This window comes from Pseudomonas sp. W22_MBD1_FP4, assembly GCF_052113765.1.
GTDB lineage: Bacteria > Pseudomonadota > Gammaproteobacteria > Pseudomonadales > Pseudomonadaceae > Aquipseudomonas > Aquipseudomonas sivasensis.
In genome coordinates this window covers 59,191-82,830 of the sequence record NZ_JBGQOI010000022.1, presented here as the reverse complement: position 1 = coordinate 82,830, position 23,640 = coordinate 59,191, and the positions used below count along the sequence as shown (strand labels likewise).

At 60.5% G+C, this 23,640-nt stretch carries 30 protein-coding genes; 12 read left to right on the top strand and 18 right to left on the bottom strand.

The window, feature by feature from the left end; genetic code table 11:
* Positions 1-33: 33 nt before the first annotated feature.
* The 4 genes from ftsY (at position 34) to rpoH (ending at position 4,108) form a co-directional block, all read left to right on the top strand.
* A complete protein-coding gene (ftsY, locus tag ACEN2T_RS24090; protein WP_442117686.1) occupies positions 34-1,437 on the top strand; it encodes a signal recognition particle-docking protein FtsY in 1,404 nt (467 codons plus the stop codon).
* Positions 1,434-2,105, top strand: coding sequence for a cell division ATP-binding protein FtsE (gene ftsE / locus ACEN2T_RS24085; RefSeq protein ID WP_003213784.1), 672 nt, complete (start codon positions 1,434-1,436; stop codon positions 2,103-2,105). Before ftsY ends, ftsE begins: the two co-directional genes overlap by 4 nt.
* Positions 2,102-3,124: a permease-like cell division protein FtsX gene (gene ftsX / locus ACEN2T_RS24080; RefSeq protein ID WP_442117685.1), complete on the top strand. Its 1,023-nt coding sequence runs from the start codon at positions 2,102-2,104 to the stop codon at positions 3,122-3,124. The genes ftsE and ftsX overlap by 4 nt, the downstream gene beginning before the upstream one ends.
* Before the next feature lie 129 nt (positions 3,125-3,253).
* Positions 3,254-4,108 carry an RNA polymerase sigma factor RpoH gene (gene rpoH / locus ACEN2T_RS24075; RefSeq protein ID WP_003176698.1) on the top strand — a complete coding sequence of 285 codons (855 nt, stop codon included), beginning with the start codon at positions 3,254-3,256 and terminating at the stop codon, positions 4,106-4,108.
* 120 nt (positions 4,109-4,228) lie between these two features.
* On the opposite strand, the gene mtgA is transcribed toward rpoH, so the two are convergent.
* Positions 4,229-4,951, bottom strand: coding sequence for a monofunctional biosynthetic peptidoglycan transglycosylase (gene mtgA / locus ACEN2T_RS24070; RefSeq protein ID WP_032884148.1), 723 nt, complete (start codon positions 4,949-4,951; stop codon positions 4,229-4,231).
* Positions 4,952-5,025: 74 nt separating this feature from the next.
* On the opposite strand from mtgA, the gene ACEN2T_RS24065 reads away from it, so the two are divergent.
* The 4 genes from ACEN2T_RS24065 (at position 5,026) to trmB (ending at position 7,256) form a co-directional block, all read left to right on the top strand.
* Positions 5,026-5,403, top strand: a complete 378-nt coding sequence (locus ACEN2T_RS24065) for a DUF423 domain-containing protein (protein ID WP_032884146.1) — start codon at positions 5,026-5,028, stop codon at positions 5,401-5,403.
* 71 nt (positions 5,404-5,474) lie between these two features.
* Positions 5,475-5,675, top strand: coding sequence for a sulfur carrier protein ThiS (gene thiS / locus ACEN2T_RS24060; RefSeq protein ID WP_032884144.1), 201 nt, complete (start codon positions 5,475-5,477; stop codon positions 5,673-5,675).
* 48 nt (positions 5,676-5,723) lie between these two features.
* Positions 5,724-6,518: a thiazole synthase gene (locus ACEN2T_RS24055; RefSeq protein ID WP_032884143.1), complete on the top strand. Its 795-nt coding sequence runs from the start codon at positions 5,724-5,726 to the stop codon at positions 6,516-6,518.
* A 9-nt stretch (positions 6,519-6,527) separates the two neighbouring features.
* Positions 6,528-7,256 (top strand): tRNA (guanosine(46)-N7)-methyltransferase TrmB, encoded by a 729-nt coding sequence (gene trmB / locus ACEN2T_RS24050; RefSeq protein ID WP_032884142.1) that lies wholly within the window; start codon positions 6,528-6,530, stop codon positions 7,254-7,256.
* Positions 7,257-7,395: 139 nt separating this feature from the next.
* On the opposite strand, the gene ACEN2T_RS24045 is transcribed toward trmB, so the two are convergent.
* The 9 genes from ACEN2T_RS24045 to ACEN2T_RS24005 all read right to left on the bottom strand — a co-directional run bounded on the left by ACEN2T_RS24045 (position 7,396) and on the right by ACEN2T_RS24005 (position 14,009).
* Positions 7,396-7,719, bottom strand: a complete 324-nt coding sequence (locus tag ACEN2T_RS24045; RefSeq protein ID WP_032884141.1) for a DUF3392 domain-containing protein — start codon at positions 7,717-7,719, stop codon at positions 7,396-7,398.
* Between the two features lie 17 nt (positions 7,720-7,736).
* Complete coding sequence (hemW, locus tag ACEN2T_RS24040) at positions 7,737-8,939, bottom strand: radical SAM family heme chaperone HemW (protein WP_122754233.1); 1,203 nt, start codon at positions 8,937-8,939, stop codon at positions 7,737-7,739.
* The gene (rdgB, locus tag ACEN2T_RS24035; RefSeq protein WP_442117684.1) at positions 8,936-9,532 is read right to left on the bottom strand and encodes an RdgB/HAM1 family non-canonical purine NTP pyrophosphatase; all 597 of its coding nucleotides are present in this window, start codon (positions 9,530-9,532) and stop codon (positions 8,936-8,938) included. The genes hemW and rdgB overlap by 4 nt, the downstream gene beginning before the upstream one ends.
* Positions 9,529-9,963, bottom strand: a complete 435-nt coding sequence (locus ACEN2T_RS24030; RefSeq protein WP_032884139.1) for a DUF4426 domain-containing protein — start codon at positions 9,961-9,963, stop codon at positions 9,529-9,531. The genes rdgB and ACEN2T_RS24030 overlap by 4 nt, the downstream gene beginning before the upstream one ends.
* 21 nt (positions 9,964-9,984) lie before the next feature.
* The gene (gene metW / locus ACEN2T_RS24025; RefSeq protein ID WP_010207236.1) at positions 9,985-10,605 is read right to left on the bottom strand and encodes a methionine biosynthesis protein MetW; all 621 of its coding nucleotides are present in this window, start codon (positions 10,603-10,605) and stop codon (positions 9,985-9,987) included.
* 7 nt (positions 10,606-10,612) lie between these two features.
* Entirely contained in the window at positions 10,613-11,752 is a 1,140-nt protein-coding gene (gene metX / locus ACEN2T_RS24020; protein WP_095185132.1) for a homoserine O-succinyltransferase MetX, read from the bottom strand.
* A gap of 118 nt (positions 11,753-11,870) precedes the next feature.
* Complete coding sequence (locus ACEN2T_RS24015) at positions 11,871-12,461, bottom strand: YggT family protein (protein WP_032884137.1); 591 nt, start codon at positions 12,459-12,461, stop codon at positions 11,871-11,873.
* A gap of 9 nt (positions 12,462-12,470) precedes the next feature.
* Positions 12,471-13,289, bottom strand: coding sequence for a pyrroline-5-carboxylate reductase (proC, locus tag ACEN2T_RS24010; protein ID WP_032884136.1), 819 nt, complete (start codon positions 13,287-13,289; stop codon positions 12,471-12,473).
* 33 nt (positions 13,290-13,322) lie between these two features.
* Positions 13,323-14,009, bottom strand: coding sequence for a YggS family pyridoxal phosphate-dependent enzyme (locus ACEN2T_RS24005; RefSeq protein WP_032884134.1), 687 nt, complete (start codon positions 14,007-14,009; stop codon positions 13,323-13,325).
* A gap of 57 nt (positions 14,010-14,066) precedes the next feature.
* Between ACEN2T_RS24005 and ACEN2T_RS24000 the strand changes: the two genes are divergently transcribed.
* Complete coding sequence (locus tag ACEN2T_RS24000) at positions 14,067-15,101, top strand: type IV pilus twitching motility protein PilT (RefSeq protein ID WP_122681973.1); 1,035 nt, start codon at positions 14,067-14,069, stop codon at positions 15,099-15,101.
* A gap of 140 nt (positions 15,102-15,241) precedes the next feature.
* Here the strand turns inward: ACEN2T_RS24000 and ACEN2T_RS23995 are convergent, their stop codons facing one another.
* Positions 15,242-15,877: a C40 family peptidase gene (locus tag ACEN2T_RS23995; protein ID WP_032884130.1), complete on the bottom strand. Its 636-nt coding sequence runs from the start codon at positions 15,875-15,877 to the stop codon at positions 15,242-15,244.
* A 250-nt stretch (positions 15,878-16,127) separates the two neighbouring features.
* Between ACEN2T_RS23995 and ACEN2T_RS23990 the strand changes: the two genes are divergently transcribed.
* The gene (locus tag ACEN2T_RS23990) at positions 16,128-16,556 is read left to right on the top strand and encodes an NINE protein (RefSeq protein ID WP_027606088.1); all 429 of its coding nucleotides are present in this window, start codon (positions 16,128-16,130) and stop codon (positions 16,554-16,556) included.
* Between the two features lie 132 nt (positions 16,557-16,688).
* Here ACEN2T_RS23990 and ACEN2T_RS23985 read toward each other — a convergent pair whose 3' ends face one another.
* From ACEN2T_RS23985 to gshB, 7 genes are all read right to left on the bottom strand, one after another.
* Complete coding sequence (locus ACEN2T_RS23985; protein ID WP_032884129.1) at positions 16,689-17,960, bottom strand: dihydroorotase; 1,272 nt, start codon at positions 17,958-17,960, stop codon at positions 16,689-16,691.
* Positions 17,957-18,961 (bottom strand): aspartate carbamoyltransferase catalytic subunit, encoded by a 1,005-nt coding sequence (locus tag ACEN2T_RS23980; protein ID WP_015886339.1) that lies wholly within the window; start codon positions 18,959-18,961, stop codon positions 17,957-17,959. Before ACEN2T_RS23980 ends, ACEN2T_RS23985 begins: the two co-directional genes overlap by 4 nt.
* A gap of 24 nt (positions 18,962-18,985) precedes the next feature.
* Positions 18,986-19,492: a bifunctional pyr operon transcriptional regulator/uracil phosphoribosyltransferase PyrR gene (pyrR, locus tag ACEN2T_RS23975; protein ID WP_095185129.1), complete on the bottom strand. Its 507-nt coding sequence runs from the start codon at positions 19,490-19,492 to the stop codon at positions 18,986-18,988.
* A 73-nt stretch (positions 19,493-19,565) separates the two neighbouring features.
* Complete coding sequence (gene ruvX, locus ACEN2T_RS23970; protein WP_003176676.1) at positions 19,566-20,003, bottom strand: Holliday junction resolvase RuvX; 438 nt, start codon at positions 20,001-20,003, stop codon at positions 19,566-19,568.
* Positions 20,003-20,572, bottom strand: a complete 570-nt coding sequence (locus tag ACEN2T_RS23965; RefSeq protein WP_442117683.1) for a YqgE/AlgH family protein — start codon at positions 20,570-20,572, stop codon at positions 20,003-20,005. Before ACEN2T_RS23965 ends, ruvX begins: the two co-directional genes overlap by 1 nt.
* A gap of 67 nt (positions 20,573-20,639) precedes the next feature.
* Positions 20,640-21,545, bottom strand: a complete 906-nt coding sequence (locus ACEN2T_RS23960; protein ID WP_032884124.1) for an energy transducer TonB — start codon at positions 21,543-21,545, stop codon at positions 20,640-20,642.
* Positions 21,546-21,622: 77 nt separating this feature from the next.
* Positions 21,623-22,576 (bottom strand): glutathione synthase, encoded by a 954-nt coding sequence (gshB, locus tag ACEN2T_RS23955; RefSeq protein WP_032884123.1) that lies wholly within the window; start codon positions 22,574-22,576, stop codon positions 21,623-21,625.
* 238 nt (positions 22,577-22,814) lie between these two features.
* Here gshB and pilG point away from each other — a divergent pair, with 238 nt between their 5' ends.
* Complete coding sequence (pilG, locus tag ACEN2T_RS23950) at positions 22,815-23,222, top strand: twitching motility response regulator PilG (protein ID WP_095185125.1); 408 nt, start codon at positions 22,815-22,817, stop codon at positions 23,220-23,222.
* A 46-nt stretch (positions 23,223-23,268) separates the two neighbouring features.
* On the top strand, positions 23,269-23,634 hold the full coding sequence (pilH, locus tag ACEN2T_RS23945) for a twitching motility response regulator PilH (RefSeq protein WP_014720320.1): 366 nt from the start codon (positions 23,269-23,271) through the stop codon (positions 23,632-23,634).
* Positions 23,635-23,640 lie beyond the last annotated feature (6 nt).

Genomic DNA, 23,640 nt, shown 5'->3' with positions numbered 1-23,640 from the left:
CTGGCACTTCGCTACCTTGAGATAGCCGTCTCCATGTTTGGTTCCAACGACGACAAGAAGACCCCAGCTGCGGCTGGCGAGAAGAAAGGCCTGTTCGGATGGCTGCGCAAAAAGCCGCAGGAAACCGTTGTCGAACAGCCACAGGTTCAAGCTGAGCCGATCCCCGAACCTATAGTAGAAGCCGAGCCGGTTGCCGAAGTGCCTGCGCCGGTGGTGTTGCCGATGGCTGAGCCGGTGTTGCAGCCAGTGGTTGAGGCCGAGCCTGAGCCTGAGCACAAGCCGTGGCCTGAGTTGCCAGTGGCCGAAGAGCCCGTGGCGTTGGTCGAAGACATACAGGCTGAGCACGTGGCCCCGCCGATTCCTGCGGTGGTTGAGCCGGTCGAGGTGGTGGCCGAAGCGCCACTCGCCGTGGAAGTCCCGGTTCCTGCGCCTGTTGTGGCCGCTGAGCCTGCCCAAGTTATCGAGGTTGTAGAGCCAGAGCCGATCACCCCACCCGCCGAAACAAGCAAGACCGGCTTCTTCGCTCGTCTCAAGCAAGGCCTGAGCAAGACCAGCGCCAGCATCGGCGAAGGCATGGCCAGCCTGTTCCTGGGCAAGAAGGTCATCGATGACGAACTGCTGGAAGACATTGAAACCCGTCTGCTGACCGCCGACGTGGGCGTCGAAGCCACCGCGGTGATCATCCAGAGCCTGACCCAAAAAGTCGCGCGCAAGCAGCTGACCGATGCCGATGCACTCTACAAATCCTTGCAGGCCGAACTGGCTGCGATGCTCAAACCCGTGGAAGCACCGCTGGTGATCACCCCGAACAAGCCGTTCGTGATCCTGGTAGTGGGCGTCAACGGCGCCGGCAAGACCACCACCATCGGCAAATTGGCCAAGAAACTGCAATCGGAAGGCAAGAAAGTCATGCTCGCTGCCGGCGACACCTTCCGCGCCGCCGCCGTTGAGCAATTGCAGGTCTGGGGTGAGCGCAACAAGATTCCGGTCATCGCCCAGCACACGGGTGCCGATTCCGCCTCGGTGATCTTCGACGCCGTGCAAGCCGCCAAGGCTCGTAACATCGATGTGCTGATCGCGGATACCGCTGGTCGTCTGCACACCAAAGACAACCTGATGGAAGAGCTGAAGAAAGTCCGCCGCGTTATCGGCAAGCTCGATGCTGACGCGCCGCACGAAGTGCTGCTGGTGCTGGACGCCGGTACCGGCCAGAACGCTATCAGCCAGGCCAAACAATTCAACCAGACGGTCCAACTGACCGGCCTGGCGTTGACTAAGCTCGACGGCACGGCCAAAGGCGGTGTGATCTTCGCCTTGGCCAAGCAGTTCGGGTTGCCGATTCGTTATATCGGCGTCGGTGAAGGCATCGACGACCTGCGCACCTTTGAGGCCGAACCCTTTGTACAGGCACTGTTTGCCGAGCGGGAGCGTTCATGATTCGATTCGAACAGGTCGGTAAACGCTATGCCAACGGGCATGTCGGCTTGCATGAGCTGAGCTTTCGAGTGCGTCGCGGCGAGTTCTTGTTTGTCACCGGTCACTCGGGGGCCGGCAAAAGCACGCTGTTGCGCCTGCTGCTGGCCATGGAACGCCCGACTACCGGCAAGTTGCTGCTCGCCGGCCAGGACCTGGCCACCATCAGTAATGCGCAGATCCCGTTCCTGCGCCGCCAGATCGGCGTAGTGTTCCAGAACCACCAGTTACTGTTCGATCGCACGGTGTTCAACAACATTGCGCTGCCGCTGCAGATTCTTGGGTTATCCAAGGCCGAAATCGTCAAGCGTGTGGATTCGGCCCTGGAGCGCGTGGCGCTGTCGGACAAGACCGACCTCTACCCCGGCGACCTCTCGACTGGTCAGCAGCAGCGCGTCGGCATCGCCCGCGCCATCGTCCATCGCCCGGCCTTGCTGCTGGCGGACGAACCTACCGGTAACCTCGACCCGCGTCTGGCGGCCGAGATCATGGGGGTGTTCGAAGACATCAACCGCCTGGGCACCAGCGTATTGATCGCCAGCCACGACCTGGCGTTGATCGCCCGCATGCGCCACCGCATGCTGACCCTGCAGCGCGGTCGCCTGATCGGTGACGGGGAGGCTGGCGTATGAGTGCCACACGTAGCCCTAAGGTTTCCGAGCGCGTTGCGCCAAAACCGGCCGACCCGCAACCGAAAAAGAAAAAACACGACGATGACGACGGCCCGGACTTCAGCACCTTGCTGAGCGCCTGGATCGAAAGCCACCGCGCCAGCCTGCTGGACAGCTTGCGCCGTCTGGGCAAACAGCCGATCGGCAGCTTTTTCACCTGCCTGGTGATGGCTGTGGCCTTGAGCCTGCCAATGGGCTTGTCGCTGCTGCTTAATAATGTGGAGCGTTTGGGCGGTTCCTGGCAGCGTGCGGCGCAGATTTCGCTGTACTTGAACCTGGATGCCAGTACCAAGGAAGGCGAAGCGCTACGGGACGATATCAAGAATATGCCGGGCGTCGCGGACGCCGAGTACGTTAGCCGCGACCAGGCCCTTGAGGAGTTCCAACAGCAGTCCGGCCTGGGCGAGGCGCTTAAAGAGCTGCCGCAGAACCCACTGCCCGGCGTGGTGCTGGTGACCCCGAATGAAGTCGACAAGCCGGCCCTTGAAGCCCTGCGGCAAAAACTCGCAGAGATGCCGAAGGTGCAACAGGCGCAACTTGATCTAGTCTGGGTAGAGCGCCTGGCGGCGATCCTCAAGCTTGGCGACCGTTTTGTGTTCGGCCTGACGGTGCTGTTGGTGTCTGCATTACTTTTGGTGATAGGTAATACCATTCGTCTTCATATTGAAAACCGTCGCATCGAGATAGAAGTGATTAAACTGGTCGGCGGCACGGACAGCTATGTGCGTCGGCCTTTTCTGTACATGGGCGCGCTTTATGGCCTGGGTGCGGGGATTTTGTCCTGGGGCGTGCTGGCGTTCGGCCTGAACTGGCTGAACGACGCAGTCGTTGGGCTTGCCGGCTTGTACGGCAGTGATTTTGCCCTGGCCGGGGTACCGGTGGCCGATGGTCTGTCGCTCTTGCTTGGCGCGGTATTGTTGGGTTATATCGGTGCCTGGATTGCGGTCGCACGGCATTTACGTGAGCTGGCACCGAAGTAGTTAATGTCAGATTAATGTGGTTTCGTTTGTATTGACCGTATCAGTGGTTTAGGGAACTTGTCCTACGGTTCCCGGTCAATTTTCGCAGTGCTGAACTGCACGAGTTATGTGAGTCGGAGGTTTTTTCGTATGACCACTTCTTTGCAACCTGCTTATGCCTTGGTCCCTGGTGCGAACCTGGAAGCCTATGTGCACACGGTCAACAGCATTCCATTGCTGACGCCCGAGCAGGAGCGTGAACTGGCCGAGAGTCTCTACTATGAGCAGGATTTGGGGGCGGCTCGGCAGATGGTGCTCGCCCACCTGCGTTTTGTCGTACATATCGCCCGTAGCTATAGCGGCTACGGGTTGGCCCAGGCTGACCTGATTCAGGAAGGCAACGTCGGCCTGATGAAGGCTGTAAAGCGCTTCAACCCTGAGATGGGCGTGCGCCTGGTGTCGTTTGCCGTGCACTGGATCAAGGCGGAAATCCACGAGTTCATCCTGCGCAACTGGCGCATTGTGAAAGTCGCGACCACCAAGGCCCAGCGCAAGCTGTTCTTCAACCTGCGTAGCCAGAAGAAACGCCTGGCATGGCTGAACAACGAGGAAGTCCACCGCGTGGCCGAAAGCCTCGGTGTGGAGCCCCGTGAAGTGCGCGAAATGGAAAGTCGCCTGACCGGCCATGACATGGCCTTCGATCCGGCCGCCGAAGCGGACGACGACAGCGCCTTCCAATCGCCGGCCAACTATCTGGAAGACCACCGGTACGACCCGGCGCGTCAACTGGAAGACGCCGACTGGAGCGACAATTCCAACCACAACCTGCACGAAGCGCTGGAAGTGTTGGACGACCGCAGTCGTGACATCCTCTACCAGCGCTGGCTGGCGGAAGAAAAAGCCACGCTGCACGACTTGGCGCAGAAGTACAACGTGTCGGCCGAGCGAATTCGTCAGCTTGAGAAAAGCGCGATGAACAAGCTGAAGTTGTCGATCGCCGCTTAAAAGCGCCGCTTAAAAATGTGGGAGGGGGCTTGCCCCCGATAGCAGAGTGTCAGTCGACATCAAAATGACTGATCCAACGCTATCGGGAGCAAGCGTCCTCCCACATTTTTTTGTGTTGTATCAGTCGGACCAAGGCGCTTTGCGCGAGTTGTTCAGTTCCACCAGATAACCATCTCCGCCTAGCTGGCTCATCTGCTGGCGAATCCACGCCGCCCGCCGCGCCACATAAGCGGTCGGGTGGCTGGCACTCCATACCCGTGGGTTAGGCAACACCGCCGCTAAATAGCTGGCCTGCTGCCGGGACAAGCCCTTGGCGCTTACGCCGAAGTGATGCCGCGCCGCCGCCTCCGCGCCGAATACGCCTTCATCCCATTCCACGCTATTGAGGTACACCTCAAGAATCCGTTGCTTGGGCCACAGCACCTCGATCAACCCGGTAAACCAGGCCTCCAGCCCTTTGCGCAAATAACTGCGGCCAGCCCACAGGAACAGATTCTTCGACACCTGCTGACTCAACGTACTGGCGCCGCGAATCGAACCGCCGCGCTCGTTGTGCAGGATCGCCGCCTGGATCGCGCCGAAATCAAAGCCCCAATGCTGCGGGAAGCGCTGGTCTTCACCGGCCATCACCGCCACTTTGAGCTCATCGGAGATCTCGTCCCACGGCACCCAGGTGCGCTGTAGGTCAATGGGTTCGCCGTCGAACCAGGATTCGACCTTGCGCTCCACCATCAGGGCGGTGAAGGGCGGCGGGACGACACGAAACAGCAGCACCAGCAAAACACTGCCGATGGCAAACCATTTCACGACGTTGAGAAAGCGTTTGAATAGGAGACGCAGCATAGAGATGGCTTGGCCGAACCCGTTGAGCGGGCCATTATACAGACCCTGCCCGATGAGTCTGACTGGAGTTCCCTATGCTGCGTAGCTTTCTGATGCTGGCCGCGTTTTTCGGCTTCACCGGTGTGGCCTTGGGCGCGTTTGCCGCCCACGGCCTGAAAAACCGTCTGAGCGCCGAGTACCTGGCGATCTTCCATACCGGAGTGACCTACCAACTGGTGCACACACTGGCGCTGTTCGGCGTGGCGTTGCTGGCCGCCCATCTTCCCGGCCGCCTGGTGACTTGGGCCGGTATCTCGTTTGTCATCGGTATCCTGCTGTTTTCCGGCAGCCTCTACGCGCTGACCATGACCGGTATCAGCAAGCTCGGCATCATCACGCCGTTCGGTGGCCTGGCGTTCTTGCTCGGCTGGTTCTTCCTCGGTTTGTTTGCCTGGCGCTTGCAGGTCGTCTGACCAAGGGACTTGGGCCGGCAACGCCAATCAAGCTAGAATGCTGGCCCCTAAAAACGATGGCGGCCCGCGGCATGCGCATTCTGTTGAACGGCGAATCCTTTGAACTGCCCGACGGTGAAACCGTTTCGGCCCTGCTGACCCGTCTGGACCTGACCGGGCGTCGCGTCGCAGTGGAGCTCAACCTGGATATCGTTCCGCGTAGCCTCCACGCCGAGACTGCGCTCACCGAAGGTGATCAGGTTGAAGTGGTCCACGCCATCGGCGGCGGCTAGTCGCCTGCCCGAATTCTGCAGAACCTCACCCCATTTCGAGGATTTCCCATGAGCATCGTTCGTAGCGACAAGCCCTTCGTCCTGGCCGGTCGTACCTACCAGTCCCGCTTGCTGGTCGGCACCGGCAAGTACCGCGACATGGAAGAAACCCGCCTGGCCATCGAAGCCTCGGGTGCTGAAATCGTGACCTTCGCCGTACGCCGCACCAACCTCGGTCAGATCGAGGGCGAGCCGAATCTGCTCGAAGTGCTGTCGCCGGATCGCTACACCTTCTTGCCGAACACAGCCGGTTGCTATGACGCCATTGAAGCCGTGCGCACCTGCCGCCTGGCCCGTGAGCTGCTTGATGGTCACAACCTGGTGAAGCTGGAAGTGCTGGCCGACCAGAAAACCCTGTTCCCCAACGTGATCGAAACCCTCAAGGCCGCTGAGACGCTGGTCAAGGAAGGCTTCGACGTGATGGTCTACACCAGTGATGACCCGATCATCGCCCGTCAATTGGCGGAAATCGGCTGCATCGCCGTGATGCCGCTTGCCGGTCTGATCGGTTCCGGCCTGGGTATCTGCAATCCGTACAACCTGCAGATCATCCTCGAAGAAGCCAAGATTCCCGTACTGGTGGATGCGGGCGTAGGCACTGCCTCCGACGCGACCATCGCCATGGAGCTGGGTTGCGACGCTGTGCTGATGAACTCCGCCATCGCCCATGCTCAGCAACCGATCATGATGGCCGAAGCCATGAAACACGCCATCGTCGCAGGCCGCCTGGCTTACCTCGCCGGGCGCATGCCGAAAAAACTCTACGCCAGCGCCTCTTCGCCGCTGGATGGTCTGATCAAGTAAGAGCCATTGATGACTGAATCAAACGAAACGCCGAACACCGTGGAAGAAGCAGGCGACGAGTCCAAGCATCGCCGCATCAAGAGCTTTGTGATGCGCGCCGGTCGTATGACCGAAGGCCAGCAAAAGGGTCTGGAGCAGGGCACGCCGCTGTTCGTATTGCCCTTGGCCGATGCGCCCGTGGACTACGACCAAGTGTTTGGCCGTTCGGCCCCGCGCTCACTGGAAATCGGCTTCGGCATGGGCCACTCCCTGCTGGAAATGGCCGCTGCCGCGCCGGACCAGGACTTCATTGGCGTGGAAGTACACCGCCCAGGCGTCGGCGCACTGCTTAACGGCGTCCTGACTCAAGGCCTGACTAACCTGCGGGTCTACGACTGCGACGCGATTGAAGTGCTTAACCGTTGCATCGCCGACAACAGCCTTGACCGCCTGATGCTGTTCTTCCCGGACCCATGGCATAAATCCCGCCACCACAAACGCCGCATCGTCCAGGCTTCCTTCGCGGAACTGGTGCGCAGCAAGCTCAAGGTTGGCGGCATCCTGCACATGGCCACCGACTGGGAGCCGTATGCCGAATACATGCTGGAAGTGATGGACGTTGCCCCTGGCTACCGCAACCTGGCCGAAGATGGCAAATGCGTGCCGCGCCCGGCTGAGCGTCCGATCACCAAGTTCGAACGTCGCGGCGAGCGGTTGGGGCATGGGGTTTGGGATTTGAAGTTTGAGAAGTTGGCGTAACTCGCCACTGGCTTGAAATGCAATTCAATGTGGGAGGGGGCTTGCCCCCGATAGCGGAGTGTCAGTCGACATCAAAGTGACTGATCCACCGCTATCGGGGCAAGCCCCCTCCCACAGTTGTTTTGTGTTGGATTTGAGGTCAGCGGCGATCGGCGACGACGCCAATCAACACCAGCACCACCACCAACACCGGCGCCAGGCTGTAGTTATTGAACTGGCTCAAGCCCCGCACAATCCACGGTGTGGCGTAGATCAATGCAGCGCCGCTGCCGACCATGCACACCAATGCCATCAGCGGGACCCGCAAGGCGCCGGCGATGCTGCCCAGGCGTGCTTCGACCCAGCCCTTGATATCTGCGCCGAACAGCACCAGCAAACAGCCCACGAGCGCTAGGGAGATTTCCGACAGGTTGCTGCGGCTCCAGCGGGATACGGTGGCGAGCAGGTCGAGTACCAAATCCATTCGAATTCCTTAGAGCGTCAGCTCAAAAACTTCTGCAACAGGTCATTGAGAAAGAGTTGCCCGCGATCAGTGGCCGCCAGGCGTGACGGTTCGACCTGCATTAAGCCACTTTGTTCTGCCTCGCGACGTGCCTCGTCGAGGCTCGCCAGGTCGAGGCCCGTGCGCTCGGCGTAGAGCCTGGCGTCGACGCCGTCGGTGAGGCGCAGAGCGTTCATCAGAAACTCGAAAGGTAGCTCGTCATTGGTCAGCTCCTTCGCCCCAGCCTGGAAGCTTTTGGCCGGGTTCAGGTAGTCCTTTGGCGCGCGGGTCTTCCAGGTGCGCACGATGCGCCCGTCCGGATGGCTGAGCTTGCCGTGGGCGCCGGCGCCGATGCCGATAAAGTCGCCGAAGCTCCAGTAATTCAGGTTATGCCGCGCCGGGCGGCCCGGTTGGGCATAGGCTGACACTTCGTATTGGGCGTAACCGTGCTCGGCCAGCAGTGCCTGGCCTGCTTCCTGGATGTCCCAGAGGGTGTCGTCTTCTGGCAGCGCCGGCGGCTGGTTCCAGAACACCGTGTTGGGTTCCAGGGTCAATTGATACCAGGACAAATGCGTGGGTTTGAGCGCGATGGCCTGGCGCAGGTCGCTGAGGGCGTCGTCCAGGGACTGATCGGGCAAACCGTGCATCAGGTCCAAGTTGAAGTTATCAAATCCGGCCTGGCGCGCCATCCCGGCAGCGCGCACAGCTTCGTCGCCATTGTGGATACGGCCCAGGGCCTGAAGTTTTTCCTGCTGGAAGCTCTGGATACCGATGGACAGGCGGTTGATCCCCAGCTTGCGGTACGCCACGAACTTCTCTTGTTCGAACGTGCCGGGGTTGGCTTCCAAGGTGATCTCGATATCGCCGGCAAACGGGATGCGCGCTTCCACGCCTTTGAGCAGGCGACCCAGTGCTGCAGCGCTGAACAGGCTTGGGGTGCCACCGCCGAAGAAGATCGAACTCAGTTCCCGGCCGTAAACGGCATGCAGGTCCTGATCGAGGTCGGCCAACAGTGCGTCCACGTACTCTTCTTCCGGCAGCACTTTGCTTGCGGTGTGAGAGTTGAAGTCGCAATACGGGCATTTACGTACGCACCACGGGATGTGGATATACAGCGCCAGGGGCGGCAGCACGGGCAAGGCCGCCCGAGGTGTTTGCGCGCCGCCGTGGATCAGCGGCAGCGCCTGGGTGTCTTGGGTCATTTCAGGCTCAGGCGTTGGCGCAGCAAATCCATTGCGCGGGCGCGGTGGCTGATCTGGTTCTTGTCGGCCGGGCTCAGTTCGGCGCTGGAGACATTGCGCTCTGGCACCCAGAACAGCGGGTCATAGCCAAAACCATGCTCACCGCTGGCCGCATGCAGGATGCGCCCGTGCCACAGGCCTTCGCAAAGGATCGGCAACGGGTCGTCCGCATGGCGCACCAGGGCCAGCACGCAGACGAACTGCGCGCCGCGTTCGGCGTCCGGCACGTCCTTGAGGGCGTCCAGCAACTTGGCGTTGTTGGCCGCGTCACCTTTGCCATCGGCGTAGCGCGCCGAATAGATGCCAGGGGCTCCGCCGAGAAAATTCACCGCCAGGCCAGAGTCATCCGCCAGCGCCGGAAGGCCCGAGATACGCGCCGCATTGCGCGCCTTGAGGATGGCGTTCTCGACGAACGACAGGCCTGTCTCTTCCGGCTCGACCTGGCTGAACTCGCCAATCGAGCGCAGTTGCACGGAGTCGCCGAGCATGGCCTGCAGTTCTTTGAGTTTGCCGGCGTTATGGCTGGCGAGTACGAGCTGGGTAAGGTTCATCATTCCGCCGGAAACAGTTCCTGGTTGAATTGGAAGCTATGGGCTTTGCCGCCGGTTTCAACGTTGATGGTAAACGTCTTGTATTCCCGCTGGGTCACGGCGTAGGGCGCGAGATAATTGATCCCGCCTTTTTCGTTGATTTGCTTGAAGGTGAGGATCTCGCTCTTGCCGCCCAGATCCTTGATGGTGCCCGTTACTTGTGCGGCCACGGGGGTCACGCCCTTGATCACGGTCACATTGATCAAGCCCTTTTCCTTACTGCGTACCACGCCGACTTTCTGGGCGGTTTCCGGTTGCAGGAAGCTGGAGGTGAAGGTGTTGTAGTGAACGGTGATATCGCCGAAGTCTTTCTTGCGATTTGCATCGATAGCGTCGGCTGCCAAGGCGTTGGCACCCAGGCAAGCGGTCAGTAGAAAAATAGCCAAGCGACTCATGAGCGCCCCTCTGGAAAATGATTAGACGGCAATTTTGTGGTCGGTCAGGCCAGGACTGCTGACCCGGTAGATACCGATTTCGCCCAACAGGTTGGGCCATAGTTTACTCGCCCAGCCGTGACGGTGCTGTTGATCGACGGCAAGTCGGTTAATCACTTTGGCTTCACGCTCGCCACACAGCGCTTCGAAGTCTTCGAAGGTGCAGAAGTGGATGTTCGGCGTGTTGTACCACGTGTAAGGCAGGAAATCCGACACCGGCATGCGACCCTTGGTCGCCAGGTACCAGCGGCAGCGCCAGTGGCCGAAGTTAGGGAAGGTGATGATGCACTGGCGACCCACGCGCAGCATTTCGTCGAGGATGCGGTCAGGGTAGTGCACTGCTTGCAGGGCTTGGGTCATCACCACGATGTCGAAGCTGTTGCTGGCAAAGTTACCCAGGCCCTTGTCCAAGTCCTGCTCGATCACGTTGATGCCCTTGGCCACGCACTGGGCGATGTTGTCCGGGTCGTTTTCCAGGCCATAGCCGGTGACTTGCTTGTTGTCGCGCAGCCAGCTCAGCAGTTCGCCATCGCCGCAGCCCAGGTCAAGCACGCGGCTGCCTGCGGGGATCCATTCTTGGATGATTTCCAGGTCGGCTCTCATGGCGTTCTCACACTGTAATCCGGTTCATGTAATTGCCGAACGCCTGCAAGTAACGCGGGATCGGAATCAGGAAGGCGTCGTGGCCTTGCGGCGCATCGATTTCCAGGTAGCACACGTCTTTGCGTGCGGCCATCAGTGCATCCACCAGCTCGCGGGAGCGGGCCGGGGAGAAGCGCCAGTCGGTGGTGAACGACATCACGCAGAACTTGGCCGTGGCGCCTTCGAAGGTTTTCGCCAGGTCATCGTCGTGGTTGGCCGCCGGGTCGAAATAGTCCAGGGCCTTGGTCATCAGCAGATAGGTGTTGGCATCGAAACGCCCGGAGAACTCCTCGCCCTGATAACGCAGGTAGCTTTCGACCTGGAATTCGACGCTGTGGAAATCGTAGTTGAGCTTCTCGCTCTTGAGGCCACGGCCGAATTTTTCGCCCATGGAGTCATCGGACAGGTAGGTGATATGCCCGACCATCCGCGCCAGCATCAAGCCGCGCTTGGGAATCACGCCCGCTTCCTGGAACGAACCGCCGTGGAACTCGGGGTCGGTGAGGATCGCCTGGCGCGCCACTTCGTTGAAGGCGATGTTTTGCGCCGACAACTTGGGGGCCGAGGCGATAGCCAGACAATGGCGTACGCGATCAGGGTAGGTGATGGTCCATTGCAGTGCCTGCATCCCGCCCAGGCTGCCACCGATCACGGCGGCCCACTGGTTGATACCCAACAAATCGGCAAGACGCGCTTGGCTGTGTACCCAGTCTTCCACGGTCAGCACCGGGAAGTCGGCGCCGAACGGCTTGCCGGTTTCCGGGTTGATACTGCTGGGGCCAGTGGAGCCGTTGCAGCCGCCGAGGTTGTTCAGGCTGACCACGAAGAATTTGTTGGTGTCGATGGGCTTGCCGGGACCGATACAGCTGTCCCACCAGCCGGGCTTGCGCTCGTCGGCACTGTGGAAGCCTGCTGCGTGGTGATGACCGGACAAGGCGTGGCAGATCAGCACGGCGTTGCTCGCCGTGGCGTTCAGTTGGCCATAGGTTTCGTAGATCAGGTCGTAGGCGGGCAGAGAACGGCCGCAGGCCAGGGCCAGGGGTTCGCTGAAGTGCGCCACTTGGGGCACGACCAGACCAACAGAATCGGGGGGAAAGGCAGCTGGCATCGACCCTGCTCTCGTTTAAATGAGGCGTAAGTCTAAAGACCACTGCACCCAGCGGCAAGCAAAGGCCTGCGCGCTGCGAAATGAGGGAGGGAGCAAGCCCCGCCCTCATTTGTTTGCGTCAGATCAGCAGGCGCAGAATCTCAGGCATCCCGGTCATGGTGGCCAGGTTGTTGATCACCAGCATGTCCAGCAGCTTGAGCACCATGAACGCCAGAATCGGCGAGATATCCAGGCCGCCCAGGTTCGGCAGCAGGCGGCGGAATGGCGCCAGGGCGGGCTCGCAGATCTGGTTCACCAGTTCGGCGCCAGGGTTGTGGCTACCCGGGGCGACCCAGGACAGGATCACGCTGATGATCAAGGCGAAGAAGAAAATCTTCAGGAACAGCGCGGTCACGCCGATGATTGCCCAAATCAGCAACTGTATGAAATTGCCGGTGGTGCCGTACGTCAGCAGCAGTGTCAGCGCCATCAAGGCCAACTGCACCAGGATCGCCAGCACCAGCGACGACATATCCAGGCCGAACAGGCTCGGGATCACCCGGCGCAACGGCTTGAGCAGCGGCTGGGTCGCCTTGACGATGAACTGGCAGAGCGGGTTGTAGAAGTTGGCACGTACCAGTTGCAGCACGAAACGCAACAGCACGATCAGCAAGTAGAGGCTGCCGAGGGTTTGCAGCACGTAGACGGCTGCGGTGTTCAAACCAATCATATTGGCTCCTTAGTTGCCCAGTTGTTCGGCCATTTCAGCCGATCGGTGCGCAGCGGCACCCAATGCTTTTTCCACCAGGGCTTCAAAGCCCCCGGCCTGGAACGATTCAATGGCGGCCTGCGTCGTGCCGCCTGGTGAGGTCACGCGACGGCGCAGCTCGGCGGCATCCGCATCGCTGGACACGGCCATCTTCGCGGCGCCCAAGGCGGTCTGCTCGGACAGTTGCTCAGCGACTTCCCGTGGCAGGCCGAGTTTCACGCCGGCGGCGGTCATGGCTTCAATCAGCAGGAAGAAGTATGCCGGGCCGCTGCCGGAGACGGCGGTGACCGCGTCCAGTTGTTGTTCCTGATCCAGCCACAGAGCAATGCCCACGGCGGACAGCAGCTCTTGGGCCTGGTCACGTTGTTCGGTGCTGACCTCGGCGGTGGCATACAAACCGCTGACGCCTTGGCGCAGCAGAGCCGGAGTGTTGGGCATGCAACGTACGATGGGCTGGGCCCCCAGCCACTTCTTCATGCTGGCGCAGGTTATGCCGGCAGCGATGGACACCACCAACTGATGCGGTTGCAGATTTGGGCGCAGGCTTTCGCACACGGCCTTCATGGCTTGTGGCTTGACCGCCAGCACGATCACGTCGACGCCTTGGATGGCCTCGGCATTGTCGGCAAAGGTGTCGATACCGTGCTCGGCGCTGACGCGCGCACGGGTGTCGGCGCCCGGGTCGCTGGCGCGGATCTGCGCGGCGTCCAGGCCCTTGGCCCGTAGGCCGCCGATCAGGCTGGCCGCCATGTTACCGGCGCCGATAAAGGCAATACGCGTGTTGCTCATGACAGGTCCTTATTCAGAGGGAGGTCAGCCATTTCACGGCTGGCCGTAATCACGGGCGCCAAATAGGGCGGTACCGATCCGCACCCAGGTGGCGCCTTGGGCGATGGCCGACTCAAGGTCGTGGCTCATGCCCATGGAAAGCGTGTCGAGCGGCAGGTTCAGGCTGTTTTGCAGGTCGCGAACGGTAGCGAACGCTGCATCTTGCTCGGTCCGATCTTCAGTCGGCTCGGGGATTGCCATCAGGCCACGCAGCGTCAAGCGCGGCAGGGCGCTGATGGCATTGGCCAGGGCCGGCAAGTCGGCGGGCGTGCAGCCGGACTTGCTGGCTTCGCCGCTGACATTGACCTGGATACAGATGTTCAGCGGCGGCAGGTCGGCCGGGCGTTGTTCGGACAGGCGTTGTGCAATTTTGAGGCGGTCCACGGAATGCACCCAAGCGAAGTTCTCGGCGATAGCGCGCGTCTTGTTCGATTGAATGGGGCCGATGAAGTGCCAACTCAAGGGCAGGTCGGTTAATTCAGCCTGTTTGCCCAGGGCTTCCTGCAGATAGTTTTCGCCGAATTCGAGCTGCCCGGCGGCATAGGCTTCGCGCACTGCTTGGGCGGGTTTGGTCTTGCTCACGGCCAGCAGGTGGATGCTGCTTGCGTCACGTTGCACGGCGTCGGCTGCGGCGCGGATGCGCTGGCTAACCAGGCCGATGTTGTCTGCTATCGTCGACATTCAAGATGCGCCCGTGGATATGGAGTCCGCGGCATTCTACTGGAAATGGAAAGCCCTATGGATATCACTGAATTACTGGTGGCCGGCGTGCGCCGTGGCGCCTCCGACCTGCACCTGTCGGCGGGGCTGGCGCCGATGTGGCGAATCGATGGCGAAGTCTGGCCGATGGATTGGCCGGTGCTTTCTGCCCCGCAAGTCGCGGATTTATTGAGCCCTTTGCTCAATCAATACCAGCAAAAGGATTTCGAAACATCTCTTGAAACGGATTTTGCCTTCGAGCTGCCGGGTGTAGCGCGCTTCCGGGCCAACGTATTCCAACAGGATCGCGGCATGGGCGCGGTGTTTCGTACTATTCCGGCCGAAGTCCAGAGCCTGGATAGCCTGGGTCTCGGGGCGGTGTTCCAACGCATCGCCCAATTGCCACGTGGCCTGGTGCTGGTGACCGGACCCACTGGCTCCGGCAAGTCCACCACTCTGGCGGCAATGATCGATTACCTCAATCAGCATCGGCGCCAGCACATCCTTACGCTCGAAGACCCCATCGAATTTATCCACAGGCCGAAAATCGCGCTGATCAACCAGCGCCAGGTGCACCGCGACACCCACAGTTTTTCGGTAGCCCTGCGTTCGGCGCTGCGTGAAGACCCCGATGTGATCCTGGTGGGCGAACTGCGTGACCTGGAAACCATCCGCCTGGCCCTGACGGCGGCTGAAACCGGGCATCTGGTATTTGGCACCTTGCACACTACCTCCGCGGCAAAGACCGTGGATCGGCTGGTCGACGTGTTCCCGGCCGGCGAAAAGGCCATGGTCCGCTCAATGTTGTCGGAGTCGTTGCAGGCGGTGGTGTCACAGGTGCTGGTGAAGAAGCTCGGCGGCGGGCGCGTGGCGGCCCATGAAATCATGTTGGGCACGCCAGCCATTCGTAATCTGATTCGTGAGGACAAGGTGGCGCAGATGGTCTCGGCTATCCAGACCGGCGGGGCGTTGGGGATGAAGACATTGGATATGAGTTTGAAGGCGTTGGTCACGCAGGGCGTGATCACCCGGGAAGAGGCGCTGGAGAAGGCGAGGGTGCCTGGGGATATCTAAGATCGGGAGATATAAGGAGATCCAAATGTGGGAGGGGGCTTGCTCCCGATTGCAGTGAGTCAGGTACAGATAAACTGACTGATCCACCGCTATCGGGAGCAAGCCCCCTCTCACATTGACGACTGCATTTCAGCTTGAAATCAGCGTTGAACCACTCGCAAGGTGTTCTGCTCTTTCGGCAGAACCCGCTTGGCAATCACGTAGTTCTTGTCCCAAAACGGCTTTTTCAACGTGTCGATGCTGACCGACTTGCCACGACGCGGTGCGTGGATAAAACGGTCATTGCCCAAGTAGATGGCAACGTGATTGACCTGGCGGCTCTTCAATTTGAAGAACAGCAGATCACCTGGTTTCAGGTCCTTGCGATCAACCTTCTGCCCGTGGCCGGCGGCCATGGCATTGGAAGTGCGCGGCAGATCCACGGCGGCTACGTCGTTGAACGCATATTTCACCAGGCCGCTGCAGTCGAACCCTTTACTTGGGCTGCTGCCGCCCCAACGATAAGGTGTACCGAGCACGTTTACGGCGCGGCTGAGGACGTTGCTGCTTTGCTTGGTGTTGACTGCCACGAGGCCGGGAACTGCTTTACCGTGCGCCTTGCTCAATTGAGTCGGGCGGCTGACGGTCGGCTTTACCGATTTGGCAGTGCTTGGCGTGCTGTGGACTTTAGGGGTGAAACCGTTAACGTTCGGAAGTCGTTGCTCACGATTGGTGGCGTGGGCGGCCAATGGCATTAATAGGCAAATGGTTAGCCATGTCTTTAAAAATGGTCGCATTAGGCGTGGCTCTTATGGGTTTGCGCGCAACTTTATAACAGCTTTTTGTGTCGTTCTCAGGCCGTTTGTCGACTGAACCTTGACGTCAAAATCAGGAAATACGCGACGATTCGCCGCAATTGTCCTACACAAGTCAGGTGGCATAAGGCTTTCAGGGCAGTGAAGATACCATTTGCCGTACGTCGGGCGCCCGTAAAAAAGTCACAAAGAAAATGAAAAAATTTATCTATCGAAGCAAAAGAGGTACGTCATGAACACCTATCAACAGGTTGGGCCGCAACAAGACACCCACAGCAAGGTGATCGGTTACCTGCTCTGGATTTTCGGGTTTACCGGCGCGCATCGTTTTTATTACGGCAAACCTGTCACCGGGACGATCTGGTTTTTTACCCTTGGCCTGCTGGGTATCGGCTGGCTGATCGACCTGTTCCTGATCCCGGCCATGGACCGTGAAGCCGACCTGCGCTTTACCGCCGGTCCCATCGAATACAACGTGGCGTGGATTCTGTTGGCGTTTCTGGGGGTGTTCGGCGTGCACCGCATGTACCAGGGCAAATGGATCACCGGCCTGATCTACCTGCTGACCGGTGGCTTGTTCCTGGTGGGGGTGCTGTATGACTTCTGGACGTTGAATACCCAGGTTTCGATCCGCAATGCAGAGCGCAACGGGGGACGCTGATTTCTCAGGCTCTATAGAGAACTAAATGTGGGAGGGGGCTTGTCCCCGATAGCGGTGGATCAGTCAGCTCATTTATTGCTGACCCACTGCAATCGGGGGCAAGCCCCCTCCCACTTTTTTTGCGTGCCCGCTTTAGGCCTGGTAGCTGATGCGCCCATCCACCAAGGTGTAGCGCACGCTCGCCGGCAGGCTATGGCCGATGAACGGGCAGTTTTCACCCTTGGACAGCCAGTGCTCCCCGGCAACCGTGGAGCTGGCCGTGTCAAACAGCACCAGATCCGCTGCGGCACCCACGGCCAATTTGCCGGCCGGCAGGCGCAAGGCTTCGGCCGGGCCAGCGCTCAGGCGCTGGAGCAGCGTCGGCAAGTCGAGCAGGCCATCCTCCACCAGCGTCATCGCCAGTGGCAGCAACAGCTCCACACTGCTGATCCCCGGCTCGGTCGCGCCAAACGGTGCCAGCTTGGCATCGCGCTCGTGTGGCTGGTGGTGGCTGGAAATCGCCGAAACCACACCGGATTTGACCGCGGCACGCAAACCGTCACGGTCGGCCAGGGTGCGCAGGGGCGGTTGCACGTGGTACAGGCTGGAGAAGTCGATCAGCGCTTCATCCGTGAGGATCAATTGGTACAGCGCCACATCCGCAGTCACCGGCAGACCGCGAGCCTGGGCCTGTGCAATCAGGGCCACGCCCCGGGCACTGGTGAGTTGGCTGAAGTGCGCGCGTACGCCGCTTTGTTCCACCAGCAGCAGGTCACGGGCAAGAGCGACGGTTTCGGCGGTTTCCGGAATACCCGGCAGGCCGAGGAAACTGGCGACGGCGCCTTCATGGGCCAAGCCGCCTTCGGCCAGGTCGCGGTCCTGGGAGTGGAAGATCACCGTCAGATCGAAGGTGGCCGCGTATTCCAGGGCGCGGCACAAGGTGCGGGTACTGCGGAAGCTCTCAAGACCGTTGCCGAAGGCCACGCAACCAGCGTCGCGCAGGGCGATCAATTCGGCGAGTTGTTCGCCTTCCAGACCTTTGCTCAGGGCGCCGATGGGGAACACTTTGCAATTGCCAGCTTCGCGGGCACGGTCGAGGATCAGCTCGGTCACGGCCGACGTATCGAGGATCGGCTTGGTGTGCGGCGGGCAGCACAGGCTGGTCACGCCACCGGCCGCAGCGGCGCGGGTTTCGCTGGCGATGCTGCCTTTACGGCTGTAACCCGGCTCGCGCAGGGCGACGTTCAGGTCCACCAGCCCAGGCGCGGCCACCAGGCCTTTGGCGTCGATGGTCTGGCTGGGGCTGAAATCGCTGGGGGCGGCGCCGATGGCGATGATCTTGCCGGCTTCCAGATGAAGATCGGTGACTTGATCCAGGCCACTGGCCGGGTCGATAACGCGAGCGCCAAGAATGCTGAGCTTCACTGGGCGTTCTCCTGCTCGAATTGACGTTGCGCGGTTTGCCCGCTCATGGCCATGGACAACACCGCCATGCGCACGGCGATGCCGTAGGTCACCTGGTTGAGAATTACTGACTGATTGCCATCGGCCACCGCTGACTCAATCTCCACCCCTCGGTTGATCGGACCCGGGTGCATCACGATGGCATCCGGTTTGGCGCCGGCCAGGCGCGCGGTGGTCAGGCCGAACAAGCGGTAGAACTCACCCTCGCTCGGCAGCAAACCACCGGACATACGCTCGCGTTGCAGGCGCAACATGATCACCACGTCTACATCCTTGAGGCCTTCGGCCATGTCGGTGTAGACCTTCACGCCGTACTGCTCAATGCCGATGGGGAGCAGGGTTTTCGGCGCGATCACGCGGATGTCCGGGCAACCCAGGGTTTTCAGGGCCAGCATGTTCGAGCGTGCTACCCGCGAGTGCAGGATGTCGCCGACGATGGCCACCGATAGGTTTTCAAAGCTGCCCTTGTGCCGACGGATGGTGAGCATGTCGAGCATGCCTTGGGTCGGGTGGGCGTGACGGCCGTCGCCGCCGTTGATGATCGCTACCTGCGGGCACACGTGCTCGGCGATGAAATGCGCGGCGCCGGAGTCGCCGTGGCGCACCACGAACATATCGGCGGCCATGGCTTCCAGGTTACGCAGGGTGTCGAGCAGGGTTTCGCCCTTGCTCGCCGACGAAGTGGACACGTTCAGCGTGATCACGTCGGCCGACAGCCGCTGGGCCGCCAGTTCAAAGGTGGTGCGAGTGCGGGTGGAGTTTTCGAAGAACACGTTGCAGATGGTTTTGCCGCGCAGCAACGGGACTTTCTTCACCGCCCGGCCACCGACTTCGAGGAATGAGTCGGCGGTGTCGAGGATTTCGGTGAGCAGTTCGCGGGGCAAACCGTCGAGGGACAAAAAGTGTTGCAACTGGCCCTGAGCATTGAGCTGCAGCGGGCGCTTGGCATCTAGAGGCGTCATCGCGGGGACTCTTTACAAGGCGGTTTAAAGGGCGAGGTCTTGCAGTTCGAGTTCGAGCGGCGTTGGACCGGACAATTTTACCCGTTGCTGGGCTTGCAGCGACAGGGTCGCGCCAACCACATCCGGGCTGATAGGCAACTCGCCGGCGTCCAGATCCAGCAGGCAGACCAGCGTGATGCTGGCCGGGCGGCCGTAGTCGAACAGTTCGTTCATGGCGGCGCGGATGGTACGGCCGCTCATCAGCACGTCGTCGATCAACACCAGGTGCTGGCCTTCGACTTCGAACGGCAGGGCCGAGGGCTGCACTTGCGGGTGCAGGCCGTTCTGGCTGAAGTCATCACGGTAGAAGGACACGTCGAGGGTGCCCAGTGGCGAGTCGCTGCCCAGTTCGTCCAGTAACGCCTGAGCGACCCACACACCGCCGGTGCGAATACCGATAAAGCGCGGTTCGCTGATTCCGCGGTGTTCCAGGTGCGCTTTGAGGCGTAATGCCATCTGGCTGATCAGTTCGGCGGGATTGGGCAGGCTCATGGTGGCTCCTTCAAGGCCTTGCTGTAGGCAAGTTCCGGGCTCAAACGTAAGAAGACGCGGCAAGCCGCGTCAGTCAGGATTCAAATAAAGCGGTGTTTTCGTCCAGCCAGCCCTGCAACAGCAAGGCGGCGGCGATGGCGTCTACGGGGTTGTCGCGGTAACTGCCCTTCTGGCCGCCACGGTCGCGGCGTTCACCCTTGGCTTCAAAGGTGGTCAGGCGTTCATCGTGGGTATAGAAGGGGATGTTGTAACGACCATTGAGGCGACGGGCGAATTTTTCGGCGCGCAGGCACATGTCGCTGGGGGTGCCGTCCATGTTCAGGGGCAGGCCGACCACCACCGCGTCGGGCTTCCATTCCTTGATCAGGGCTTCGACCTGATTCCAGTCCGGTATGCCGTTCTGGGCCTTGAGGGTGCACAACTCGCGGGCCTGGCCGGTGATCACCTGGCCGACCGCTACGCCGATCTGTTTGGTGCCGTAGTCAAAACCGAGGATCAGACGCAAGGCCATCAGGCGTGCCCCGCCTGGCTGGTCAGCAGGCTGAGGTTGACCCGCAACTTGGCGGCGGCCGCTTCCAGGCGCAGTTCACTGGCCGTGTTGAACAGGATGTCGGCGTCGAAGGGGCAGGTCAGCCAGGCATTGCTGGCCAGTTCGGCCTCCAGTTGCCCTGCTTCCCAACCGGCGTACCCCAAGGTGATCACGCTTTGCTCTGGGCCTACACCGTCGGCGATGGCGAACAACACGTCCTGGGAGGTGGACAGCGACACACCGTCCAGGTCCACCGTGGCCTGGAACGTCGGCCCGGTCGGGTGCAGCACAAAGCCGCGATCAGTTTGTACCGGCCCGCCGATGTAGATCGGCACCGCTTGGCAACGGGCCGGCGGATCGATCTCCGGACGCAGTTGCTCAAGGATATCGGCGAGGTTCAGCGCTTGAGGGCGGTTCACCACCAACCCCATGGCACCATTGGCCGTGTGCTCGACGATGTAGGTCAAGGTCTGCGCAAAGTTCGGGTCGGCCATATGGGGCATGGCGATCAGGAATTGGTGCTTGAGGTAGGTCGGGCTGACATTTTTCATGTCCGCTAGTGTGGCGTTGGAGGGGCGAACTGACAAGCTGGAGTTATCTGTGGCAGGACATGTCTGATCAGTTGCTGGAGAGCCGATCGCCCTTGGCAAACTTCCAGGTACGGATGATTTCCAGGCGGTCCACGTCATTCAGGTCGCCGGTAAACGGGGCAAAGGGCGCGGCCAGGCGCACGATGCGTTGGGCGGCCTGGTCCAGCAGTGGTTGGCCGGAGGACTCCAACACCTGCACTTCATATAAGGTGCCGTCGCGGTTGATCGATACCAATAGACGCAAGTTGCCGTAGATCTGCTGGCGCCGCGCTTCTTCCGGGTAGTTGAGGTTACCGATGCGCTCGACCTTCTTACGCCACTCGTCTTTATACCAGGCGCCTTTGTCGCGCATGGTCGAGGCGGCATTCAAGCGGTAGATGCGTGGGCGCTTGGCGTACAACTGCTGCTCGTTAGCCAGTTCGGCTTCCAGGCTGGAGATTTCGTCGGACAGGGTCGAGCTGTCGAAGGTAGGCGCCGGTTTTACGGGCTCCGGCTGCGGCTCGGTCTTGGTCTTTTCGCGTTGGACCGGGGCTTTTTGCGGTTTGGGTGCGATGGTGGCCACCGTAGGCTTGGGCGTAGCCTGCTTGACCTCGGGCTTCGGCGCAGGAGGTGGCGTGACTTTATTGACCTTGTTGTCCTGGAACGGCGCCAGTTCGGTGGTTTTGGGGATGGCTTTCTTGTCGAGGGTGCCGCTGCCCTGTTGATTGTCCTGGGCTAGAAAATCTGCCTTCTCGGGCTTCTTTTCACTCTTGAACGTGGCGAGGGTGATTTCCAGGGTCTTGGTGATCTGCTTGGGTTCGACCATGGTGAAGCCCACGCCAAGGAGCAAGGCCAAATGAATCAAGGCAGCCAGAAACAGGGTAAATCCGAGCCGATCAGCCGGGCGCACGCCGCTGTGGGAGAGTTCGGGGGGCAGATCGGACGGGAGTGTCATGACAAAAGAACCAACATCGCGCGTTTCACAGGTGGCGCATGATAACGCAATGTTGGTGTGTGTCCGGCTGTTCTATATCACTTGGCTGCGAGCTTGCGCTCAATGGCGGCCATCAGCATTTCGCCGATGTTCGTGCCAAATGCATTGTCTATCTCGCGAATACAGGTCGGGCTGGTGACGTTGATTTCGGTGAGATTTTCACCAATTACGTCAAGGCCTACAAACAGCAGGCCTTTTTCCCGCAAGGTCGGGCCAACTTGGCTAGCGATCCAGCGATCCTTATCCGATAAAGGCCGTGCTTCACCGCGCCCACCTGCCGCCAGGTTGCCTCGGGTCTCGCCTGCCGCCGGGATACGCGCGAGGCAGTAGTCCACCGGTTCGCCGTCGATCATCAGAATGCGCTTGTCGCCGTCCTTGATCGCTGGCAGGTAAGCCTGGCCCATGATCTGCTGGGTGCCCAGGGCGGTCAGGGTTTCCAGGATCACCGACAGGTTCGGGTCGCCAGCGCGGTGACGGAAGATCGACGTACCGCCCATGCCGTCCAACGGCTTGAGAATCACATCGCCGTGTTTGGCGGCGAATTCACGCAGCACATCGGCGCGGCGGCTGACCACGGTCGGCGGTGTGCACTGCGGGAACAGTGTGGCGAACAGCTTTTCATTGCAGTCGCGCAGACTTTGCGGCTTGTTGACGATCAGCACGCCGGCGCGCTCGGCCTGCTCCAGCAGATAGGTGGAGTAGACGAATTCCATGTCGAACGGCGGATCCTTGCGCATCAGGATCACGTCCAGGTCGCTCAGGGGGCTGTCGATTTCGTCCGAAAGCTCGAACCATTTTTCCGGGTTGGCGAACACCTGCAGCGGGCGCATGCGCGCACGGGCCTCGCCGTCGCCCTGGTACAGATCGCGCTGCTCCATATAGAACAGGGTCCAGCCGCGGGCCTGGGCGGCCAGAAGCATGGCCAGCGAGCTGTCCTTTTTATAGGAAATGCTGGCGATAGGGTCCATGACAATGCCGACGCGAACGCTCATGGGGGATTTCCTCTAGCAAATTGGGCGCATAAAAGTGGCGTCAGAGTGGCGCTGCGGCTGTTGTGGGTCAAGGAAAAACCACCTGGCGGGTGCCTCGATAGATTGCTCTCCGAGACTGTGCTAAAAAGACTGCCACAGCGCAGCAGCCCTTGAAATCCAAGGCCTGCGGCGATCATCCTGTGCAACATCAGGCAGTACACACCGAAAACCGACTCGCTGTGGCGATGGTAGAGCAGATATGGAACAGCATTCCAACGCCTTGAGAGTGATGGTGATCGACGATTCGAAAACGATCCGCCGCACCGCCGAGACGCTGTTGAAGAACTCGGGGTGCGAGGTCATTACGGCCATCGACGGTTTCGATGCCCTGGCGCGGATTGTTGATCATCACCCGCACATTATCTTTGTAGACATCATGATGCCGCGCCTGGATGGTTATCAGACCTGCGCCCTGGTGAAGAACAACCCGGCGTTCAAGTCGATTCCGGTGATCATGTTGTCCTCCAAGGACGGTCTGTTCGACAAGGCCAAGGGGCGCATCGTGGGTGTCGATCAGTTTTTGACCAAGCCTTTCAGCAAGGAAGAACTGCTGGGTGCAATCAAGGCCTATGTGCCGGGGTTCGCCGCAGTAGAACAAGCACACTGACGCCGCCCCACGAGGGCCGGCGCCGACCAATGTAGTGGGGAAAACCATGGCACGTGTTCTGATCGTCGACGATTCGCCGACCGAAATGTACAAACTCACCGGCATGCTGGAAAAGCACGGCCACCAAGTCCTCAAGGCCGAGAACGGTGCGGACGGCGTGGCCCTGGCTCGCCAGGAAAAGCCCGACGCAGTGCTGATGGACATCGTGATGCCTGGCCTCAATGGCTTTCAGGCTACTCGCCAACTGTCCAAGGAGCCGGAAACCAACGGCATCCCGATCATCATCATCACCACCAAGGATCAGGAAACCGACAAGATCTGGGGCGCGCGCCAGGGTGCAAAGGACTACCTGACCAAGCCTGTGGACGAAGAAACCTTGATCGCCACCCTGAACAAGGTGTTGGCCGGCTGACGGCAC

What these genes read in the sequence shown, in the direction of transcription:
- ACEN2T_RS24000 (WP_122681973.1), top strand. Translation starts at nt 14,067, where the DNA reads ATGGATATCACTGAATTACTGGTGGCCGGCGTGCGCCGTGGCGCCTCC.
- thiS (WP_032884144.1), top strand. Translation starts at nt 5,475, where the DNA reads ATGCGCATTCTGTTGAACGGCGAATCCTTTGAACTGCCCGACGGTGAA.
- ACEN2T_RS24055 (WP_032884143.1), top strand. Translation starts at nt 5,724, where the DNA reads ATGAGCATCGTTCGTAGCGACAAGCCCTTCGTCCTGGCCGGTCGTACC.
- ftsE (WP_003213784.1), top strand. Translation starts at nt 1,434, where the DNA reads ATGATTCGATTCGAACAGGTCGGTAAACGCTATGCCAACGGGCATGTC.
- hemW (WP_122754233.1), bottom strand. Translation starts at nt 8,939, where the DNA reads ATGACCCAAGACACCCAGGCGCTGCCGCTGATCCACGGCGGCGCGCAA.
- pilG (WP_095185125.1), top strand. Translation starts at nt 22,815, where the DNA reads ATGGAACAGCATTCCAACGCCTTGAGAGTGATGGTGATCGACGATTCG.
- mtgA (WP_032884148.1), bottom strand. Translation starts at nt 4,951, where the DNA reads ATGCTGCGTCTCCTATTCAAACGCTTTCTCAACGTCGTGAAATGGTTT.
- ACEN2T_RS24005 (WP_032884134.1), bottom strand. Translation starts at nt 14,009, where the DNA reads ATGTCGACGATAGCAGACAACATCGGCCTGGTTAGCCAGCGCATCCGC.
- gshB (WP_032884123.1), bottom strand. Translation starts at nt 22,576, where the DNA reads ATGAGCGTTCGCGTCGGCATTGTCATGGACCCTATCGCCAGCATTTCC.
- trmB (WP_032884142.1), top strand. Translation starts at nt 6,528, where the DNA reads ATGACTGAATCAAACGAAACGCCGAACACCGTGGAAGAAGCAGGCGAC.
- ACEN2T_RS23965 (WP_442117683.1), bottom strand. Translation starts at nt 20,572, where the DNA reads ATGAAAAATGTCAGCCCGACCTACCTCAAGCACCAATTCCTGATCGCC.
- ACEN2T_RS23980 (WP_015886339.1), bottom strand. Translation starts at nt 18,961, where the DNA reads ATGACGCCTCTAGATGCCAAGCGCCCGCTGCAGCTCAATGCTCAGGGC.
- pilH (WP_014720320.1), top strand. Translation starts at nt 23,269, where the DNA reads ATGGCACGTGTTCTGATCGTCGACGATTCGCCGACCGAAATGTACAAA.
- ACEN2T_RS24065 (WP_032884146.1), top strand. Translation starts at nt 5,026, where the DNA reads ATGCTGCGTAGCTTTCTGATGCTGGCCGCGTTTTTCGGCTTCACCGGT.
- ACEN2T_RS24015 (WP_032884137.1), bottom strand. Translation starts at nt 12,461, where the DNA reads ATGATTGGTTTGAACACCGCAGCCGTCTACGTGCTGCAAACCCTCGGC.
- proC (WP_032884136.1), bottom strand. Translation starts at nt 13,289, where the DNA reads ATGAGCAACACGCGTATTGCCTTTATCGGCGCCGGTAACATGGCGGCC.
- ftsX (WP_442117685.1), top strand. Translation starts at nt 2,102, where the DNA reads ATGAGTGCCACACGTAGCCCTAAGGTTTCCGAGCGCGTTGCGCCAAAA.
- rdgB (WP_442117684.1), bottom strand. Translation starts at nt 9,532, where the DNA reads ATGATGAACCTTACCCAGCTCGTACTCGCCAGCCATAACGCCGGCAAA.
- ruvX (WP_003176676.1), bottom strand. Translation starts at nt 20,003, where the DNA reads ATGGCCTTGCGTCTGATCCTCGGTTTTGACTACGGCACCAAACAGATC.
- metW (WP_010207236.1), bottom strand. Translation starts at nt 10,605, where the DNA reads ATGAGAGCCGACCTGGAAATCATCCAAGAATGGATCCCCGCAGGCAGC.
- ACEN2T_RS23960 (WP_032884124.1), bottom strand. Translation starts at nt 21,545, where the DNA reads ATGACACTCCCGTCCGATCTGCCCCCCGAACTCTCCCACAGCGGCGTG.
- ACEN2T_RS24045 (WP_032884141.1), bottom strand. Translation starts at nt 7,719, where the DNA reads ATGGATTTGGTACTCGACCTGCTCGCCACCGTATCCCGCTGGAGCCGC.
- metX (WP_095185132.1), bottom strand. Translation starts at nt 11,752, where the DNA reads ATGCCAGCTGCCTTTCCCCCCGATTCTGTTGGTCTGGTCGTGCCCCAA.
- ACEN2T_RS23995 (WP_032884130.1), bottom strand. Translation starts at nt 15,877, where the DNA reads ATGCGACCATTTTTAAAGACATGGCTAACCATTTGCCTATTAATGCCA.
- rpoH (WP_003176698.1), top strand. Translation starts at nt 3,254, where the DNA reads ATGACCACTTCTTTGCAACCTGCTTATGCCTTGGTCCCTGGTGCGAAC.
- ftsY (WP_442117686.1), top strand. Translation starts at nt 34, where the DNA reads ATGTTTGGTTCCAACGACGACAAGAAGACCCCAGCTGCGGCTGGCGAG.
- ACEN2T_RS24030 (WP_032884139.1), bottom strand. Translation starts at nt 9,963, where the DNA reads ATGAGTCGCTTGGCTATTTTTCTACTGACCGCTTGCCTGGGTGCCAAC.
- ACEN2T_RS23990 (WP_027606088.1), top strand. Translation starts at nt 16,128, where the DNA reads ATGAACACCTATCAACAGGTTGGGCCGCAACAAGACACCCACAGCAAG.
- pyrR (WP_095185129.1), bottom strand. Translation starts at nt 19,492, where the DNA reads ATGAGCCTGCCCAATCCCGCCGAACTGATCAGCCAGATGGCATTACGC.